The sequence below is a fragment of the Roseomonas sp. 18066 genome, assembly GCF_902706185.1.
Taxonomy (GTDB): Bacteria; Pseudomonadota; Alphaproteobacteria; order Acetobacterales; family Acetobacteraceae; genus Pseudoroseomonas.
In genome coordinates, this window is the sequence record NZ_CACSJM010000024.1 from 14627 (window position 1) to 30233 (window position 15607).

Sequence of the window (15607 nt, forward strand, 5' to 3'; positions counted from 1 at the left end):
CCCCGCTCCTTGCGCGGCCGCATCATGGCGCAACGGCGGCGATCGGCAAGCCGGCCTCAGCCGGGCGGCACGGCGCCGAAGGCCACCCATTGCGCCCGCGTCGCGGCATCGACGACGTCGGGCACCGGCAGCGCCGTGCCCAGCGCCGGCGCCACCCGCCAGCCCGACAGGCCGCGGCTGACCGCCTGGCCGGCCGCGGGGTCGGGCAGCGGCTGCAGCACCGGATGGGCGCAGCCGCTCCACAGCAGCATCTGCACCGCCTGGTTCAGCGCCACCGGATGCGGCGCGAAGCCGGGCAGCCGCGCCAGCTCCCCCACCCGCCGCGGCCCCTGGCGCAGCGCCGCCAGGATCGGGCCGAACAGCGCCGGATCGCCCTCGACCGGGCCGATCGGCGTGTCGAAGCGCAGCGAGGCGGTCGCCGGCAGGCCGGGCAGCGCGGCCAGGGCCAGCCCGTCCAGCGCCTGGCGATGCGCGGCCGGCGCCAGGCTGGCGCCGCCGCGCTGGTACAGGTCGCGCCGCAGCGCCTGGTTGCGCGCCAGGTCGCGCAGCGTCTCGGCCGTGGCGCGGTCGGCGAGGCCGGCCAGCAGCGGCCGGCTGGCGGCGGGCAGGCTGACGGCGTCGATATTGTCGGGCGGCGTCGCGCTGCCGCGATAGTCGAGGCCGATGCCGGCCATCTCGTCGAGCATCGCCGCGACATGGAAGGGCCGCCAATGCGCCGCCAGCAGCTCATGCGCCAGGGTCTCGGCGCGCTGGCCGGCGGCCGCCTGCAGCCGCTGCCGCTCCTGCGGATAGGTCGTGTAGAAGCCCGCGCCCGCCTGCGACAATTGCGACAGCAGGGCCAGGCCGCGCTGCACGCGCTGAGCGGAATCGCCATCGCCCGTCGCCGCGTGGCGGCGCACCAGCTGCTGCGCGGCGACGGCTGCCGACAGGCCGGGATGCGTCATGTAATGCGCATAGACCAGGCCGCCCGGCGCCAGCGCGCGGTCGATGAAGCGCAGCATCGCCTGGCGCGTCGCATCCGACACCCAGGACAGCACGCCATGGGTGACGATGAAGTCGAAGCCGCCCGGCCCGGCCTCCGGCAGGTCCGCGAATTCCGCCTGCAGCGCCACGAGGTTGCGCAGCCCCGCCGCCTGCGCCGCCGCGGCCAGGCCGGCGATGGCGGCCGCATTGGCGTCGATGGCGACGACCTGCGCCTGCGGATGGCTGGCGGCCACCACCAGGGCGTTCAGCCCCTCGCCGCAGCCCAGCTCGCACCAGCGGAACGGCCGGCCGATCTCGGGCGCGGCGAAGCCCAGGCCGCGCCCCACGGCATCGATCCAGGCCGGCGTCATCTCGCGGTGGAACTGCGCCGGATAGACCAGGTCGCGCACATAGTCGGCATTCATGGCGGGCGTCGGCGACCTCGGGCTGCGGCGTGGAACGGGCGGAGCGCGCGGCTCCCATGATAGGGACGGACGAGACCGCCCGAGGGACAGCGCAGCCGCGCGTTTTTCTGCATGCCCCGGCGTTTTTCTTCTGTCCGCCTGCGGCGTTACTTTTCGTCACGAAAACAGGGCGCAACCCGGCGCCGCGCCGCTGTCCGCCTGCGGGGCTCGTCCGTCTGCGCAGGTGACACCTCGACGACGGACAGGATTTCCCATGCACGCCCACGGCCCCCGCCTCACCACCACCCTGCGCGCCGCGCTGCTGGGCAGCGTCACGCTGCTCGCCCTGCCGTCTTCCGCATCGCGGGCGCAGCAGGGCCCGGCCGCCGTGCAGCTGCCGCAGATGGACGTGGTGGCCACCGCCGAGGAGCAGGTGAAGCAGGCGCCGGGCGTCTCGATCATCAACCGGGAAGACCTGCGCCGCGCGCCGCCGGTCAACGACATCTCCGAGATCGTCCGCACCATGCCGGGCGTCAACCTCACCGGCAATTCGTCGAGCGGCCAGTATGGCAACAACCGCCAGATCGACCTGCGCGGGATGGGGCCCGAGAACACGCTGGTCCTGGTCGACGGCAAGCCCGTGCGCTCGCGCAACGCCGTCCGCATGGGCCGCTCGGGCGAGCGCAACACGCGCGGCGATTCCAACTGGGTGCCGGCCGACGCCATCGAGCGCATCGAGGTGATCCGCGGGCCGGCCGCGGCGCGCTACGGCTCGGGGGCGGCGGGCGGCGTCGTCAACATCATCACCAAGCCGCCGACGGACGACTATCACGGCTCGGTGACGCTCTACACCGCGCAGCCGGAGGACCGTGACGAGGGCAGCAGCAACCGCGTCACCGCCACGCTGTCGGGCCCGACGACGCTGCCCGGGCTGAGCTTCCGCGCCTATGGCAACTTCAACCGCACCGATGCCGACAACGTCGAGCTGAACCGCGCGGCCTCCGGCGCCGCCGCCGGCACCACGCCGCCGGCCGGGCGCGAGGGCGTCGAGAACCGCGACATCAACACGCTGCTGCGCTGGGACATCGACGCGCGGCAGAGCCTGGAGCTGGAGCTCGGCTACAGCCGCCAGGGCAACCTCTACGCCGGCGACCGCGCCGTCAGCGCCGCCGGCAGCGCCCTGCTGACCCAGCTGGCCAATGAGGGCGCCGAGACCAACATCATGACGCGCAGCACCGCGTCGCTCTTGCATCGCGGCGACTGGGGCTGGGCGGATTCGCGGCTGCTGTTCATGTATGAGGGCACGGTCAACAAGCGGCTGAACGAGGGCACCGCCGGCTCCTCCGAAGGCAGCATCAACACCGAGACCGGCTGGTCGAGCGCGACGCTGAACAACTACACGGCCAGCGGCGAGCTCAACATCCCGCTGAGCTTCCTGGCGCCGCAGCGGCTGACGCTGGGCGCCGAGTTCTTCCGTGAGAACATGAGCGACCCCTACTCCATGTCGCAGAGCCTGGCGACCGGCGGCCAGCTGCCGGGGGCTGCCACCGGCACCCGCCCGGGCAGCGCCTTCGCCGAGACCTATTCCTTCTTCGTCGAGGACAATGTCTACGCCACCTCGCGGCTGGTGCTGACGCCCGGCCTGCGCTTCGACCACCACAGCGAGTTCGGCGCGAACTGGAGCCCGTCGCTGAACGCCTCCTACGAGGTCTTCGACGGCTTCTCGATCAAGGGCGGCATCGCCCGCGCCTTCAAGGCGCCGAACCTGTACCAGTCGAACCCGAACTACGTCTATTTCAGCATGGGCAATGGCTGCCCCAACGGCTATCCGAGCCTCGGCGCCGGCTGCTACGTGCAGGGCAATCCCGAGCTGCAGCCGGAGACCAGCGTCAACAAGGAGATCGGCGTCGCCTATGCCCGCGGCGGCTTCAGCAGCAGCCTGACCTATTTCCACAACGACTATCGCGACAAGATCGTCGCCGGCCTGGTTCCCACCGGCCAGACCACCAGCAATGGCCGCATCCTGCGCTGGGAGAACACCCCGGAAGCGATCATCCAGGGCATCGAGGGCAATGTCAGCATCCCCGTGCTGGAGACGCTGACCTGGAACACCAACTTCACCTACATGATCGAGAGCGAGGACAAGACCACCGGCCAGCCGCTGTCGCTGGTGCCGGAATACACCATCAACAGCACGGTCGACTGGCAGGCGCGGGAAGACCTGGTGCTGCGCCTCGGCCTGACGCATTACGGCCGGCAGGAGGCGCGCACCGTCAGCATGATCGGCTTCGCCAGCACCGGCAACGAGCTGCTGGAGCGCAAGCCCTATTCGGTGCTCGACCTCAGCGCCAGCTACGACATCACGCCGAACACGCGCGTCTCCGCCGGCGTCAACAACATCCTCGACAAGCAGCTGTTCCGCGAGGCGAATTCCAGCGGCGCCGGCGCCAACAGCTACAACGAGCCCGGCCGGGCGTATTTCGTCAGCCTGACCGCGTCGTTCTGAACGACAGAAGGGGGCGGGCCGACCAGCCCGCCCCCCCGCCTCAATACCCCCGGGCCAGGTCGACCATCGCCGTGGTCGGCTGCCCGGCGCGGTGCCGCGCGACATTCTCCAGCGCGATGCGGGCTGCCGATTCCGGCGCGCTATAGGCGGCGACATGCGGCAGCACGGTGATGCCGGGATGCGCCCAGAAGGGATGCTCGACCGGCAGCGGCTCCTGGGTGAAGACGTCGAGCACGGCATGGCTCACCTGGCCCGCTTCCAGCGCCGCCAGCAGGTCGGCCTCGACCAGGTGGCGGCCGCGCGCCAGGTTGACCAGCCCGGCGCCGCGCGGCAGCCGGCCGAACAGCCGGGCATCCAGGATGCCGGCGGTGTCGGGCGTCAGCGGCAGCAGGTTGACCAGGATGTCCGAGGTCGCGACCAGCCGGTCCATGCCGTCCGCGCCGCTCAGGCATTCGATGCCCGCGATCGCCTTGGGCGCGCGGCTCCAGCCGGAGACCGGGAAGCCGACCGCGGCGATGGCCTGGGCGCAGGCGCCGCCCAGCGCGCCGAGGCCGAGCACGCCGACCCGGCGCTGCGCCGCCAGCGGCTGCGCCAGCTGCCGCCAGTCGGCTTGCGCCTGCTGCCGGCCATAGGCAGGGAACTGCCGGTGCAGCAGCAGCACGCTGGCGAGCGCGCATTCGACCATGGCCTGGGTCAGCGCCGGGTCGACCAGCCGGGCGATCGGGATCGCCCGCGGGAAGGCCGGGTCCAGCAGCATGCGGTCGACCCCGGCCCAGAGGCTCTGCACGAAGCGCAGCTGGGGGTAGCGCGCCAGGGTGCCATGCGGCGGATTGGCGACCAGCGCGATCTCAACGGCGTCGACATCATGCGGCTCGGTTGCCAGCACCAGCGTCTCGCCCGCCGGCAGATGCGCCAGCAGATGCGTCTTCCACTCGGCATATTCGTCGTCGTCGAGGGAACCGATCAGAAGAATGCTCACCGCGGGGACCTTTTCCGGAAGGAGCGGCACTATGCGGCAGCGGCGCCGCCCCGGCCAGACGCCCAACTGGACCAATCCGAATCCAGCGAACTGGTCGTTCCCTCTGTTCCAGTCAGCGCCCAGACTGGCCGGATGAGCAGCACCATCGCGCCGGCCCCGCTGACCGCCGAGGAGATCGAGCGCTTCGGCCCCGATCCCGAGGCGCGCTTCCGCGACAACCTCGCGGCGCTGGAGGCGCGCATCGCCGCCGCCTGCCAGCGCGCCGGGCGCGACCGGTCAGAGGTGCGGCTGCTGCCGGTGACCAAGACGGTGCCGGCCAGCGTGCTGCGCCTGGCGCATGCCGCCGGCGTCACTACCTTCGGCGAGAACAAGATCCAGGAGGCGACCGGGAAGCGCGAGGCCCTGGCCGACCTGCCCATCGCCTGGAGCATCATCGGCCATCTGCAGACCAACAAGGTCAAGCACCTGGCCCGGCTGGCGCAGGAGTTCCACGCGCTGGACAGCCTGCGCCTGGCCGGGCTGCTGGAGGCGCGGCTGGCGCAGGAGGGTCAGACGATGGATGTCTTCGTCCAGGTCAACACCTCGGGCGAGGCCAGCAAATATGGCCTGCCGCCGGCGGAGGTGCCGGCCTTCCTCGACGCCCTGCCGCGGTTTCCGCATCTGCGGCCGCGCGGCTTCATGACGCTGGCGCTGTTCAGCAGCGACATGGCGCAGGTCCGCCCCTGCTTCGCCCGGCTGCGGGACATCCGCGACGCTGCCCTGCGCGACCATCCGGGGCTGGCCGCGCTGTCGATGGGCATGACCGGCGATTTCGAGGCGGCGATCGCCGAGGGGGCCAGCATCATCCGCGTCGGCCAGGCGATCTTCGGCCGCCGCCCGACGCCGGACGGGCATTACTGGCCGGGGCTGCTGCCGACGCCGGGCTGAGCGCCCCCCCTCCTGGCGCGGCACGCCGTGTTGCGCCAAGCTTCAAGGGCACGCCGGCCAACCGGCGGCAGGATGGCGAGAGGAAACGCGGATATGACGATCTCCGGGGCGGCCACCGGCGACGGTGGCCTGCGGCGCGCGGCCGCCGCATGAGCGGCGAGGAATTGCTGGATTCCCGCGCCGCCTGGATCCGGCTCGGCGCCATCGTCGCGCTGTCGACGCTGGGCGGCGCCGGCATGTGGACCGTGGTCGTGGCGCTGCCGCATGTGCAGGCGGATTTCGGCGCCAGCCGCGCCGACGCCTCGCTGCCCTATACCCTGACCATGCTGGGCTTCGGCATCGGCGGCGTGCTGATGGGGCGGCTGGCCGACCGCTTTGGTGCCATGCGGCCGCTGCTCTTCGCCATCCTGATGCTGGCGACCGGCTATGTCGTGGCGGGGATGGCGCCCAGCCTGATGGTCTATGCCCTGGCCCAGGGCGGCATGATCGGCATGCTCGGCGCCTCCGCCTCCTTCGCGCCGCTGATGGCCGACGCCTCGCTGTGGTTCCGAAGGCGTCGCGGCATCGCGGTGGCGCTCGCCGCCTCCGGCAACTACCTGGCCGGCGTGGTCTGGCCGCCGCTGCTGACCGCGCTGATCGCGGCGCATGGCTGGCGGGTCGCGCATATGGTGGTGGGCGGCATCTGCCTGGTGGCGATGCTGCCGCTGGCGCTGATGCTGCGCGCCCGGGCGCCGGGATCACACGGCGGCGGCCCGCGCAGCGCCGCCGGCGAGGCCCGGCCGCTGGGCCTGTCGCGCAACGGGCTGACCCTGGTGCTGGCCATCGCCGGCATCGCCTGCTGCGTCGCCATGGCGATGCCTCAGGTGCATATCGTCGCCTATTGCGGCGACCTGGGCTACGGCGTGGCGCGCGGAGCGGAGATGCTGTCGGTGATGCTGGCCTGCGGCATCGTCTCGCGCCTGGTCTCCGGGCTGCTGGCCGACCGTATCGGCGGGCTGCGCACGCTGCTGCTGGGCGCGATCGCGCAAGGCGCGGCGCTGTCGTTGTTCCTGTTCTTCGACGGGCTGGGCTCGCTGTTCATCCTCTCGGCGCTGTTCGGCCTGTTCCAGGGCGGCATCGTGCCCTCCTACGCCGTCGTGGTGCGGGAGAATTTCCCGGCCTCCGAGGTCGGCATCCGCGTCGGCATCGTGCTGAGCTCGACGCTGCTCGGCATGGCGCTGGGCGGCTGGCTGTCCGGCGTCATCTTCGATGCCACCGGCAGCTATGCGGCGGCCTTCGTCAACGGCGTGGTGTGGAACGCGGCGAATGTGCTGATCGTGGTGACGCTGCTGCTGCGCAGCCGGCCACGGAGGGCGGCTGCCTAAGCCGCCCAGAGATGCCCGCGCAGCGTGCTGGCCGCATAGTCGCGGCGGAACACGCCGCGATCCTGCAGCACCGGCACCACCTTGGCCACGAATTCGTCGAAGCCGCCCGGCGTCAGATGCGGGGCCAGGACGAAGCCGTCGGCGGCATCCTCCTGCACGTGGCGCTCGATCTCCAGCGCCACGGCCTGCGGCGTGCCGGTGAACTGCTTGCGGCCGGTGACGCGGATCACCAGCTGCCGGATCGACAGCCCGTCCCGCTCGGCGATCTCGCGCCATTTCCGGGCCGTCGCCAGGCGGTCGTCGTAGCGCATGGCGCGACCCTGCGACAGCGCATCGGCCTCGACATCGGGGTCGATCGCCGGCAGCGGCCCCTCGGCGTCATAGGCGGAGAGGTCGCGGTTCCAGACCTGCTCGAGGAAGGTGATCGCGCTGCGCGGGCTGACCTGCTGCAGCCGGATCTGCGCCGCCTTGTCCCGCGCCTCCGCCTCGGTGTCGCCGAGCGCGAAATTGGCGCCGGGCAGGATCTTCAGCGCGTCGGGCCGCCGGCCATAGCGGGCCAGCCTGCCCTTGACGTCGGCATAGAAGGCGCGGCCGGCCTCCAGCTCGCTGTGGCGCGAATAGATGACATCGGCATGGCTCGCCGCCAGCTCGCGCCCGGCATCGGATTCGCCGGCCTGCACCAGCACCGGCGCGCCCTGCGGCAGCGGCCCCAGCCCGCTGCGGCCGGCGATGTCGAAATGCCGCGACAGCACGGCGAAGTCGCCGCCACGCCAGATCTGCCGCGCGGCCTCGACGAACTCGCGGGCGCGCTCATAGCGCTGCGCATGCGGCAGGTGGTCGCCGCGGCGGAAATTGGCGCCGGTGAAGGCGCCCGGCGAGGTGACGAAGTTCCACCCCGCCCGGCCGCCCGACAGCAGGTCCAGCGTCGCCAGCTGACGCGCCAGCGGATAGGGCTCGTTGAAGGTGGTGGTCAGGGTGCCGACCAGCCCGACATGCTGTGTCACCGCCGCCAGCGCCGTCAGCACCGCCAGCGTGTTGGGCCGGCCGGCGACGTCGAGCTCGTGCAGCCGCCCCTTCTGCTCGCGCAGCCGCAGCCCCTCGGCCAGGAAGATGAAGTCGAACTTGCCGCGCTCCACCGTCTCGGCGAAGTGGCGGAAGGAGGAGAAGGCGATCTGGCTGCCCGCCGCCGGGTCGCTCCAGACGGTAAAATTGTTCACGCCCGGGAATTGCGCGCCGAGGATGACCTGCTTCTTCGCCATGCTGCTGTCCGATCGGCGTCAGGCGGCGACGTTGATGTTGCGGTTCGGCGCCGGCGGCAGGCCGAGCCGCTGGCGCAGGCTGCCCGCGCCCGGCCGGACCGGCGGCAGCGCGGCCAGCAGCGGCGCCAGGTCGCGCGCCGGATCGGCCGGGACCAGCCGCAGCCCGGCGACCCCCGGCAGCCGGCCGAGCGCCGCCAGTTGCCCGGCGCTGCCGTCCCAGCGCAGCCCCGGCCGCGCGCTGTCGCCCACCAGCACATCGGCGAAGACCAGCGGCGCGCCGCGCAGCGCGGGCGCCAGCGCCGTGGCCTCCGCGCCCAGGAAGACCAGCTCGGCGCCGGCGGCCTGGGCCGGGTCGTCGCTGGCCTGCAGATCGATGGCGACCACCGGCTGGCCCTGCGGCGGCCGCGGCGTGATCGAGGGGCCGAGCACGCTGAAGCGCTGCCCCTGGAAGCGGATGTAATGCAGCCTCTCGGCATCGACAAAGCGCTGGCTGACCGGGTCGCGGATGATGGCGTCGTCCTGCCAGCTGTCCCACAGCGCGCGGATCACCGCGATGGCCTCCGCCGTGTCGGCGGCCAGCGCCGCGGCCTCGGGCTCCGGGAAGCCGGGCAGCGGGCCGATGGCGCGGCGCGCCTGGGCAGGGCGCGCGCCGCGCAATGGCTGCACCAGCAGCCCGGCGCGGCCCTCGGTCACATGGTCCAGCGTGGCGATGCCGGTGGAGACATGGAAAGGCTCGAGGAAGTTCACGGCGACGCCAGGCAGGATGCCGACCTGGCGGCTGCGCGCGCCCAGCCAATTGGCCAGCAGCAGCGCATCCGGACCGTCGGCACCCGGTTGCGCGAAGCCATCGGCCAGGGTCAGCAGCTCGGCCGTGGCATCGATCGCGGCCAGCAGGCCAGGATCGGCCAGCAGCGGCAGCAGGCCGGGCTGCGCGGCCTCCAGCCCGAGGGCGATGCGCATGACGCTCAGACCACCGCCGCGTGCTGCGCCAGCCGCGCCAGGATGCGGCGCTCCTGCGCCTGCTTGGTGGCGGTGACCTCGATCGTCGCGGCGTCGAGCGAGGCCGCCGGCCGCCGCCGCGGCGAGGTGGCGGGCTGGCCGGCGCGGGCGCCGATATGCTTCTCGAACGGCAGCGAGCGGAACAGCGCCGGATCGGCCTCGAGGTCGAACAGCGCGCGATAGCCGAGCGAGACATAGAGCCCGACCGCCTCCGGCTGGCGGAAGCCGGTGGTGAGATAGGCGCGGGTATAGCCCAGCGCGCCCGCGCGCGCCTCCAGCGCCGCCATGATGCGCCGCGCCAGCCCCTGGCGGCGATGATCGGCATGCACCCAGACGCGCTTGATCTCGGCGGTCTCGTCGTCATGGCTCATGAAGGCGCCGCCGGCGATCGGCACGCCGTCGCGCAGCAGCACCAGGAAATCGCCGAGCGGCGGGGCGAAGGCGGCGGCGGGATAGCGGTCGACCTCGCCGCGCGCGCCGCCGGGGCGGTCGGTGCCGTACATGGCCGCGAATTCTTCGACCAGCGCGTCCAGCACGGCCTGGGCTTCGGGCGCCTGCAGCGGGGAATGGATGATCGTGTCGCTCATCTCGAGCCTCTTCTCAGCCAGGGGGTCGCGGGGAGCGGCCTTGCGTCACGGCGCAGATTGTCCCTGTTCGAACGCGTCTTCAAGTGATTCACATTTTTCTTAGGCGTTTTTTTGGATGGCGCCGTGGGTTTTGTGGTCTCGGGTGGCAGGGGCAGCGCCAGAGCGGGCGGCGAGGGGGTTGGCCAATCCGCTGGATTAGCTCTGTTTATATCCAGGAAATCAACGCATCGACCCGCCACATTGCCAATCACGATTCACCACCGCATATTCATGACCGAAGCCGCTTCCGGACAGAAAATGCCGACCCCCCTTCACCCCTGGCCCCGGCAATTGCCGCGGTGCCGCCCGCCGGCCTACGCTGGCCCGGCGCGCCCGCCCGGCGCGGCGGAGACAGCGGCATGACGGCGCGACAGGGCCTGCGGCTCGGCTTCTTCACCCGGCTGCTCGACGAGGGCAGCCCAGCAGAGCGCTATCGCTGCGCCCTGGCGCAGATCCGCCATGCCGAGGCGCTGGGCTATGACAGCGCCTGGGTGGCGCAGCATCATTTCCACGCGGCCGAGGGCGGCCTGCCCGCGCCCTTCGTCTTCCTGGCGCAGGTGGCGGCGCTGACCACGCGCATCCGCCTGGGCACCGGCATCGTCACCCTGCCGCTGGAACTGCCGATCCGCGTCGCCGAAGATGCCGCCGTGCTCGACATCCTGTCGAACGGAAGGCTGGAGCTCGGCGTCGGATCGGGCGGCAATCCGGAGGCCTTCGCCGCCTTCGGCCTGCGGGATGCCGACCGCCGCGCGCTGTTCGACGGCAAGCTGGACGCGCTGGTCGCGGCCCTGGCGCAGCAGGCGCTGCCCGGCGGCGACCGGCTCTATCCGCCACATCCCGGGCTGGGGCAGCGGCTGTGGCAGGCGACCTTCTCGGTCGAGGGCGCGCGGGCGGCGGGGCAGCGCGGCGCCGGGCTGCTGCTGTCGCGCACCCAGCCGCGGCCGCAGCAGGCGCCCGCGGCAAGCCTGGCCGAGATCCAGGACCCGATGGTCGATGCCTATCTGGCCGCGCTGCCGGCCGGCGTCGCGCCGCGCATCCTGGCCAGCCGCTCGGTCTTCGTCGCCGATGACAGCAAGGAAGCCCACCGCCTGGCCGAGGCCGGGCTGCGCCGCTTCGACGCGCGGCTGGTGGCGCAGGGCCGCCTGCCCGACGCGCCGCGCTCGCTGGCAGAGATCATCCGCCGCCAGGATTCGCATGTCGGCACGGTGGACGAGGTCACCGCCTCGCTCGCTGCCGACCGCGTGCTGGACCGCGCGACGGAGCTGGCGGTGCAGGTGCATTCCATCGACCCGCCGCATGACGTCACGCTGCGCTCCATCGAGCTGGTCGCCCAGGGCGTCGCGCCGGCGCTCGGCTGGCAGCGCAGCGCGCCCCGCGCCATCGCCCACCAGGCAGGAGTTGCCGCCCAATGACGGACACCATCGATCGGCTCGCCGGGATCGCCCCCGGCTCGGCCCTGGAAAAGATCCGCGCCGGGCGCCCGGCCGCGCGCGACCATGCCGAGGCCAGCCACCGCGCGCTGCTGTCGCCCGACGCGCCGGGCGATGTCAGCCTGGCCGAGCGCTTCGCCGTCGCCCGCTTCGTCGCAGGCCTGCACGGCGCGCCCGAGGCCGTGGCGCTCTACGCCGCGGGCCTGGCGCAGCATGGCGGCGCCGCGCTGGCGGAGGCCGTGGCGCAGGCCGCCGCCGCGACCGCCGCGACCGGCCCGCGCGGCGCCTTCCCGCCCGGCCCGCTGAGCGCCGAGGACAGCCCGGCGCCCGGCTTCGCCCTGCCGCCGGCGGTGGCAGCGCTGCTCGGCGCGAAGCTGGCCACCGCCTTCGCCTATGCGCATTTCCTGGTCTTCCACCCGCGCGACGCGGCGCCCGAGCGCTTCGCGCCGCTGCAGGCGGCGGGATGGACGCCGGACGGGCTGGTGACGCTGTCGCAGCTGGTCGCTTTCCTCGCCTTCCAGATCCGCGTCGCCGCCGGGCTGCGCGTGCTGGCCACGACGCCCTGATGCCGGAGAAGCAAGCCATGTCCGACAGCCTTGCCGAACCCACCGCCTTCACCCGCGCGCAGATCGGCTGGACGCCCTGGCTGCCGCCGCTGACCGAGGCCGAGCTGACGCCGCGCCACCTGGAGGCGCTGATCGATGCGGCCCGCGCGAAGAATCCCTACTTCCGCCTGCTGGCGCGCGACCCGGCGGCGCTGCAGCACCGCACCCTGGCCGACAAGGATATTTTCTATAATCCCGAGGGCGGCGCGCCGCGCGCCGATCGCGAGCTGGCGGCGACCGCGGTGTCGCGCGCGAATGGCTGCATCTACTGCGCCTCGGTGCATGCGCGCTTCGCCGCCACCTATGCGAAGCGCGAGGCCGATGTCGACCGGCTGCTGGAAGAAGGCACCGGCGCCGATCTCGGCGAGCGCTGGAACGCCATCGTCGCCGCCTCGGTCGCGCTGACGGCGACGCCGATCGCCTTCGGGCCCGCGCATGTGCAGCGGCTGCGCGCCGCCGGGCTGGATGAGCTCGGCATCGCCGATGTCATCCAGTCCGCCGCCTTCTTCAACTGGGCGAACCGGCTGATGCTGGCGCTGGGCGGCGCGACCGTGCCCGCCTGAAACGCGGCGGCGGCAACCCGCGCGGGCTGCCGCCACGCCGGTCACTTCGGCGGCAGGCCCGGCGGATTGGTGCGCGAGCGCTGGATCGCCTCGGCCGAGAGATTCCAGCGGCCGAGCGCGCGGGCATAGGTGCCGGCCTCGATCTGCGCGTTCAGCGCGACGGTGATCGGCTCGGCGAGACCCACGCCTTTCTTCGTCGTCACCGCGATTTCCGCGGTCACCGGCCAGCCGCCGGAGAAGGTGCCGACCAGCCGTGTCTTGCGCTGCCGCGCCGCCTTGAAGGCCGAGGTGGCATTCGGCCCGAGATAGGCGTCGGCACGCCCCGATTGCAGCGCCAGGTCCAGCACGGCCTCGTCGTCATAGTACTGCACTTCGGTGTTGGGCAGGCCCTTGGCGCGGTTGGCCTCGATCCAGCGCAGCAGGATCTGCTCCTGGTTGGTGCCGGAGGAGACGATGACCTTCAGCCCGGCGACATCCTCAGGCTTGGCAATCGCCTGCAGCCGGCTTTCCACCGCGACATAGAAGCCGAGCAGGTCGTTGCGATAGGTCGAGAAATCGAAGCGCTGCTTGCGCTCCTCCGTCACCGTGACATTGCTGGTCACCGCATCGAACTTGCCGGAGATCAGGCCGAGCGGCCAGTCGGCCCAGGCGGTCGGCACCACCTCCAGCGTCAGGCCCAGGCTGTCGGCCACCAGCTGCGCGATGTCGATCTCCGCGCCGATCGGCGTGCGGCTGTCCGTCGCATAGCCGCCGAAGGGGAAGCGGCCGGGGTTGGTGGCCACCGTCAGCTTGCCGGCATTGGCCAGGCGCAGGTCGCGCGGCAGCAGGCGGATCGCCTCCTCCACCTTCTGCGCGCGCACGCGATGCGGCTGCGCCGGGCTGAGGTCGATCTCCTCCTGCGCGCGCAAGGGCCTCGGCAGCAGCGGCGAGGCGGCGACGGTGATGCCGCCCAGCAGGCAGAGGCGGCGGGAAAGGCTGGCCATGGCGATGCTCCTGTCAGGCCGCGTCACAGCACCTTCGCCAGGAAGGCGGCGGTGCGCGGCTGCTGCGGGTTGTTGAAGATCTGCTCGGGCGTGCCGGCCTCGACGATGCGGCCGGCCTCCATGAAGACGATGCGGTCGGCGACCTCGCGGGCGAAGCCGATCTCATGCGTGACGATCACCAGCGTGGTGCCCGACCGTGCCAGCGCCTGGATGACGTCGAGAACTTCCTTGACCAGCTCGGGATCGAGCGCCGAGGTCGGCTCGTCGAACAGCAGCACGCGCGGCCGCAGCGCCATGGCGCGGGCGATGGCGACGCGCTGCTGCTGGCCGCCGGAAAGCTGCCGCGGATAGGCTTCCGCCTTGTCCGCCAGGCCGACGCGGGCGAGCAGCGCCGCGGCTTCGGCTTCAGCCACCGCGCGGGATGCGCCTCCGGTCGCGACCGGCGCCTCGGCGACATTCTGCAGCGCGGTCAGATGCGGGAAGAGGTTGAAGTTCTGGAACACCATGCCGAGCACGGCGCGGCGCTGCAGGGTCTCGCTTTCCTTCAGCTCCTGCAGCACATCGCCCTCGCGGCGATAGCCCATGACCTCGCCGTCGATCAGCACGAAGCCGCTGTCGGGGCGCTCCAGCCGGTTGATGGCGCGCAGCAGCGTCGACTTGCCGGAGCCCGAGGGGCCGATGATGGCGGTGACGCTGCCGGCCGGCAGCTGCAGCGACACCTCGTCCAGCACCCGAAGCGCGCCGAAGCTCTTGGTCACGCCACGGATCTCGACGCTGGCGCCGGGCGGCGAAGGCGGCAGGTCGGTGGCCGCCACCACCGGCGCGCGACGTCGCGCGAAGAGGCTGGAAGAAACCTCGCGCAGCGCACCGCGGGCATAGTGGCGCTCGACCTGGCGCTGGATGATGGACAGCGCCGTCAGGATGATCAGGTACCAGACGGTGGCCACCATCAGCAGCGGCACCACCTCCAGGTTGCGGCGATAGATCACCTGGATGGTGTAGAACAGTTCTGGCAATGCCAGGATGTAGACCTGGGAAGTTCCTTTCGCCAAGCCGATGATCTCGTTGAAGGCGTTCGGCAGGATCGAGCGCATCGCCTGCGGCAGCACGATGCGGAAGGCCTGGCGATGCCGCGGCAGGCCGAGCGCCGCCGCCGCCTCCAGCTGTCCCTGGTCGACCGACAGGATGCCGCCGCGGATGATCTCGGAGGAGAAGGCCGCCTGGTTCAGCGTCAGCCCCAGCACCGCCGCCGCGAAGGGCGTGATCAGCTGCGTCGTCGAGGCGCTGAACAGCGCGATGTCGGTATAGGGGATGCCGAGGACCAGCGTCGGGTAGAGATAGCCGAGGTTGTTCAGGATCAGCAGCAGCACGATCAGCGGGATCGAGCGGAAGATCCAGGCATAGCCCCAGGCGACGCCAGCCAGCAGCGGCGAGCCGGAGACGCGGGCCAGCGCCAGCGCCGTGCCCAGCATGAAGCCGAACACCGTGCCCAGCGCCGTCAGCAGCAGCGTGCGGCCGAGGCCCACCAGCACCGGCTCCGCCAGGAACCATTCGGCGAAGACATCCCAGCCCCAGCGCGGATTGGCCAGGATCGAGTGCAGCACGGCGAGCAGCAGCAGCGCCGCCAGCAGCGTGCCGATGCGGCGCGCCGGATGGCGGGCCGGGCGCAGCCGCAGCCCGGCCAGGTCGCAGGGCTGCGGCTTGGGCACGGCGATGCCGCCCAGCCTGTCGGTCGAGACGCTCATGAAGCCACCCTGCTTGGAGACGGCCGGGCGCGAGCCAGCACCCGCCGGCAAGGGCGGGTCACGGCAAGGCCGGCGATGGGTCAGGCGGGCAGCGGCGCGCCCCGGCCTCGGCCAGGGCACCGCCGCGCAAGGGGTGCTAGCGTCGACAATCCATCAGCATGCTGCGTCCCCCCGATCCCCTGCGCCCGGCGCAGGCCCGATGGGCAGCATTAGTCACGCTTCATCAGCGTGAGTCAATATTCATACGTCCCGAT

Annotated in this window: 13 protein-coding genes and 1 pseudogene; 6 read left to right on the forward strand and 8 right to left on the reverse strand. The window is 72.1% G+C overall.

The annotated features are described in order from the left end of the window. Positions 1–56 precede the first annotated feature (56 nt). Entirely contained in the window at positions 57–1388 is a 1332-nt protein-coding gene (locus tag GVN67_RS07270; protein WP_159994299.1) for a class I SAM-dependent methyltransferase, read from the reverse strand. Positions 1389–1641: 253 nt separating this feature from the next. On the opposite strand from GVN67_RS07270, the gene GVN67_RS07275 reads away from it, so the two are divergent. Continuing rightward, entirely contained in the window at positions 1642–3873 is a 2232-nt protein-coding gene (locus GVN67_RS07275) for a TonB-dependent siderophore receptor (protein WP_159994301.1), read from the forward strand. 40 nt (positions 3874–3913) lie between these two features. On the opposite strand, the gene GVN67_RS07280 is transcribed toward GVN67_RS07275, so the two are convergent. Further along, complete coding sequence (locus tag GVN67_RS07280) at positions 3914–4852, reverse strand: glyoxylate/hydroxypyruvate reductase A (RefSeq protein ID WP_159994303.1); 939 nt, start codon at positions 4850–4852, stop codon at positions 3914–3916. A gap of 132 nt (positions 4853–4984) precedes the next feature. Between GVN67_RS07280 and GVN67_RS07285 the strand changes: the two genes are divergently transcribed. Then, a complete protein-coding gene (locus tag GVN67_RS07285) occupies positions 4985–5779 on the forward strand; it encodes a YggS family pyridoxal phosphate-dependent enzyme (protein ID WP_159994305.1) in 795 nt (264 codons plus the stop codon). 149 nt (positions 5780–5928) lie between these two features. Beyond that, complete coding sequence (locus GVN67_RS07290; RefSeq protein ID WP_159994307.1) at positions 5929–7143, forward strand: MFS transporter; 1215 nt, start codon at positions 5929–5931, stop codon at positions 7141–7143. Here the strand turns inward: GVN67_RS07290 and GVN67_RS07295 are convergent. From GVN67_RS07295 to GVN67_RS07305, 3 genes are read right to left on the reverse strand one after another with little or no spacing between them, the layout of a single operon-like run. Next, positions 7140–8402 carry an LLM class flavin-dependent oxidoreductase gene (locus tag GVN67_RS07295; protein WP_159994309.1) on the reverse strand — a complete coding sequence of 421 codons (1263 nt, stop codon included), beginning with the start codon at positions 8400–8402 and terminating at the stop codon, positions 7140–7142. The two genes, GVN67_RS07290 and GVN67_RS07295, sit on opposite strands and share 4 nt — an antisense overlap. A gap of 18 nt (positions 8403–8420) precedes the next feature. Further along, positions 8421–9362 (reverse strand): LLM class flavin-dependent oxidoreductase, encoded by a 942-nt coding sequence (locus tag GVN67_RS07300; protein WP_159994311.1) that lies wholly within the window; start codon positions 9360–9362, stop codon positions 8421–8423. Positions 9363–9367: 5 nt separating this feature from the next. Then, positions 9368–9988, reverse strand: coding sequence for a GNAT family N-acetyltransferase (locus GVN67_RS07305; RefSeq protein ID WP_159994313.1), 621 nt, complete (start codon positions 9986–9988; stop codon positions 9368–9370). A 398-nt stretch (positions 9989–10386) separates the two neighbouring features. Between GVN67_RS07305 and GVN67_RS07310 the strand changes: the two genes are divergently transcribed. Genes GVN67_RS07310 through GVN67_RS07320 form a run of 3 tightly spaced genes read left to right on the forward strand, consistent with a single transcriptional unit; the run spans position 10387 to position 12625 of the window. Continuing rightward, a complete protein-coding gene (locus GVN67_RS07310) occupies positions 10387–11439 on the forward strand; it encodes a putative FMN-dependent luciferase-like monooxygenase (RefSeq protein WP_159994315.1) in 1053 nt (350 codons plus the stop codon). Continuing rightward, a complete protein-coding gene (locus GVN67_RS07315; RefSeq protein WP_159994317.1) occupies positions 11436–12023 on the forward strand; it encodes a CMD domain protein in 588 nt (195 codons plus the stop codon). The genes GVN67_RS07310 and GVN67_RS07315 overlap by 4 nt, the downstream gene beginning before the upstream one ends. A gap of 17 nt (positions 12024–12040) precedes the next feature. Next, a complete protein-coding gene (locus GVN67_RS07320) occupies positions 12041–12625 on the forward strand; it encodes an alkylhydroperoxidase domain protein (protein WP_159994319.1) in 585 nt (194 codons plus the stop codon). Positions 12626–12666: 41 nt separating this feature from the next. Here the strand turns inward: GVN67_RS07320 and GVN67_RS07325 are convergent, their stop codons facing one another. From GVN67_RS07325 to GVN67_RS30330, 3 genes and pseudogenes are all read right to left on the reverse strand, one after another. Further along, positions 12667–13608 carry an ABC transporter substrate-binding protein gene (locus tag GVN67_RS07325; RefSeq protein WP_159994321.1) on the reverse strand — a complete coding sequence of 314 codons (942 nt, stop codon included), beginning with the start codon at positions 13606–13608 and terminating at the stop codon, positions 12667–12669. A gap of 23 nt (positions 13609–13631) precedes the next feature. Beyond that, on the reverse strand, positions 13632–14426 hold the full coding sequence (locus GVN67_RS29660; protein ID WP_408906348.1) for an amino acid ABC transporter ATP-binding protein: 795 nt from the start codon (positions 14424–14426) through the stop codon (positions 13632–13634). Positions 14427–14498: 72 nt separating this feature from the next. After that, a pseudogene (locus GVN67_RS30330) lies at positions 14499–15353 on the reverse strand (amino acid ABC transporter permease); the annotation flags it as partial. Positions 15354–15607: the final 254 nt, after the last annotated feature.

Bases quoted from the DNA above. Each gene is read 5' to 3' on its own strand.
- GVN67_RS07270 (WP_159994299.1), bottom strand. From the start codon at position 1,388: ATGAATGCCGACTATGTGCGCGACCTGGTCTATCCGGCGCAGTTCCAC.
- GVN67_RS07275 (WP_159994301.1), top strand. From the start codon at position 1,642: ATGCACGCCCACGGCCCCCGCCTCACCACCACCCTGCGCGCCGCGCTG.
- GVN67_RS07285 (WP_159994305.1), top strand. From the start codon at position 4,985: ATGAGCAGCACCATCGCGCCGGCCCCGCTGACCGCCGAGGAGATCGAG.
- GVN67_RS07290 (WP_159994307.1), top strand. From the start codon at position 5,929: ATGAGCGGCGAGGAATTGCTGGATTCCCGCGCCGCCTGGATCCGGCTC.
- GVN67_RS07295 (WP_159994309.1), bottom strand. From the start codon at position 8,402: ATGGCGAAGAAGCAGGTCATCCTCGGCGCGCAATTCCCGGGCGTGAAC.
- GVN67_RS07300 (WP_159994311.1), bottom strand. From the start codon at position 9,362: ATGCGCATCGCCCTCGGGCTGGAGGCCGCGCAGCCCGGCCTGCTGCCG.
- GVN67_RS07305 (WP_159994313.1), bottom strand. From the start codon at position 9,988: ATGAGCGACACGATCATCCATTCCCCGCTGCAGGCGCCCGAAGCCCAG.
- GVN67_RS07310 (WP_159994315.1), top strand. From the start codon at position 10,387: ATGACGGCGCGACAGGGCCTGCGGCTCGGCTTCTTCACCCGGCTGCTC.
- GVN67_RS07315 (WP_159994317.1), top strand. From the start codon at position 11,436: ATGACGGACACCATCGATCGGCTCGCCGGGATCGCCCCCGGCTCGGCC.
- GVN67_RS07320 (WP_159994319.1), top strand. From the start codon at position 12,041: ATGTCCGACAGCCTTGCCGAACCCACCGCCTTCACCCGCGCGCAGATC.
- GVN67_RS07325 (WP_159994321.1), bottom strand. From the start codon at position 13,608: ATGGCCAGCCTTTCCCGCCGCCTCTGCCTGCTGGGCGGCATCACCGTC.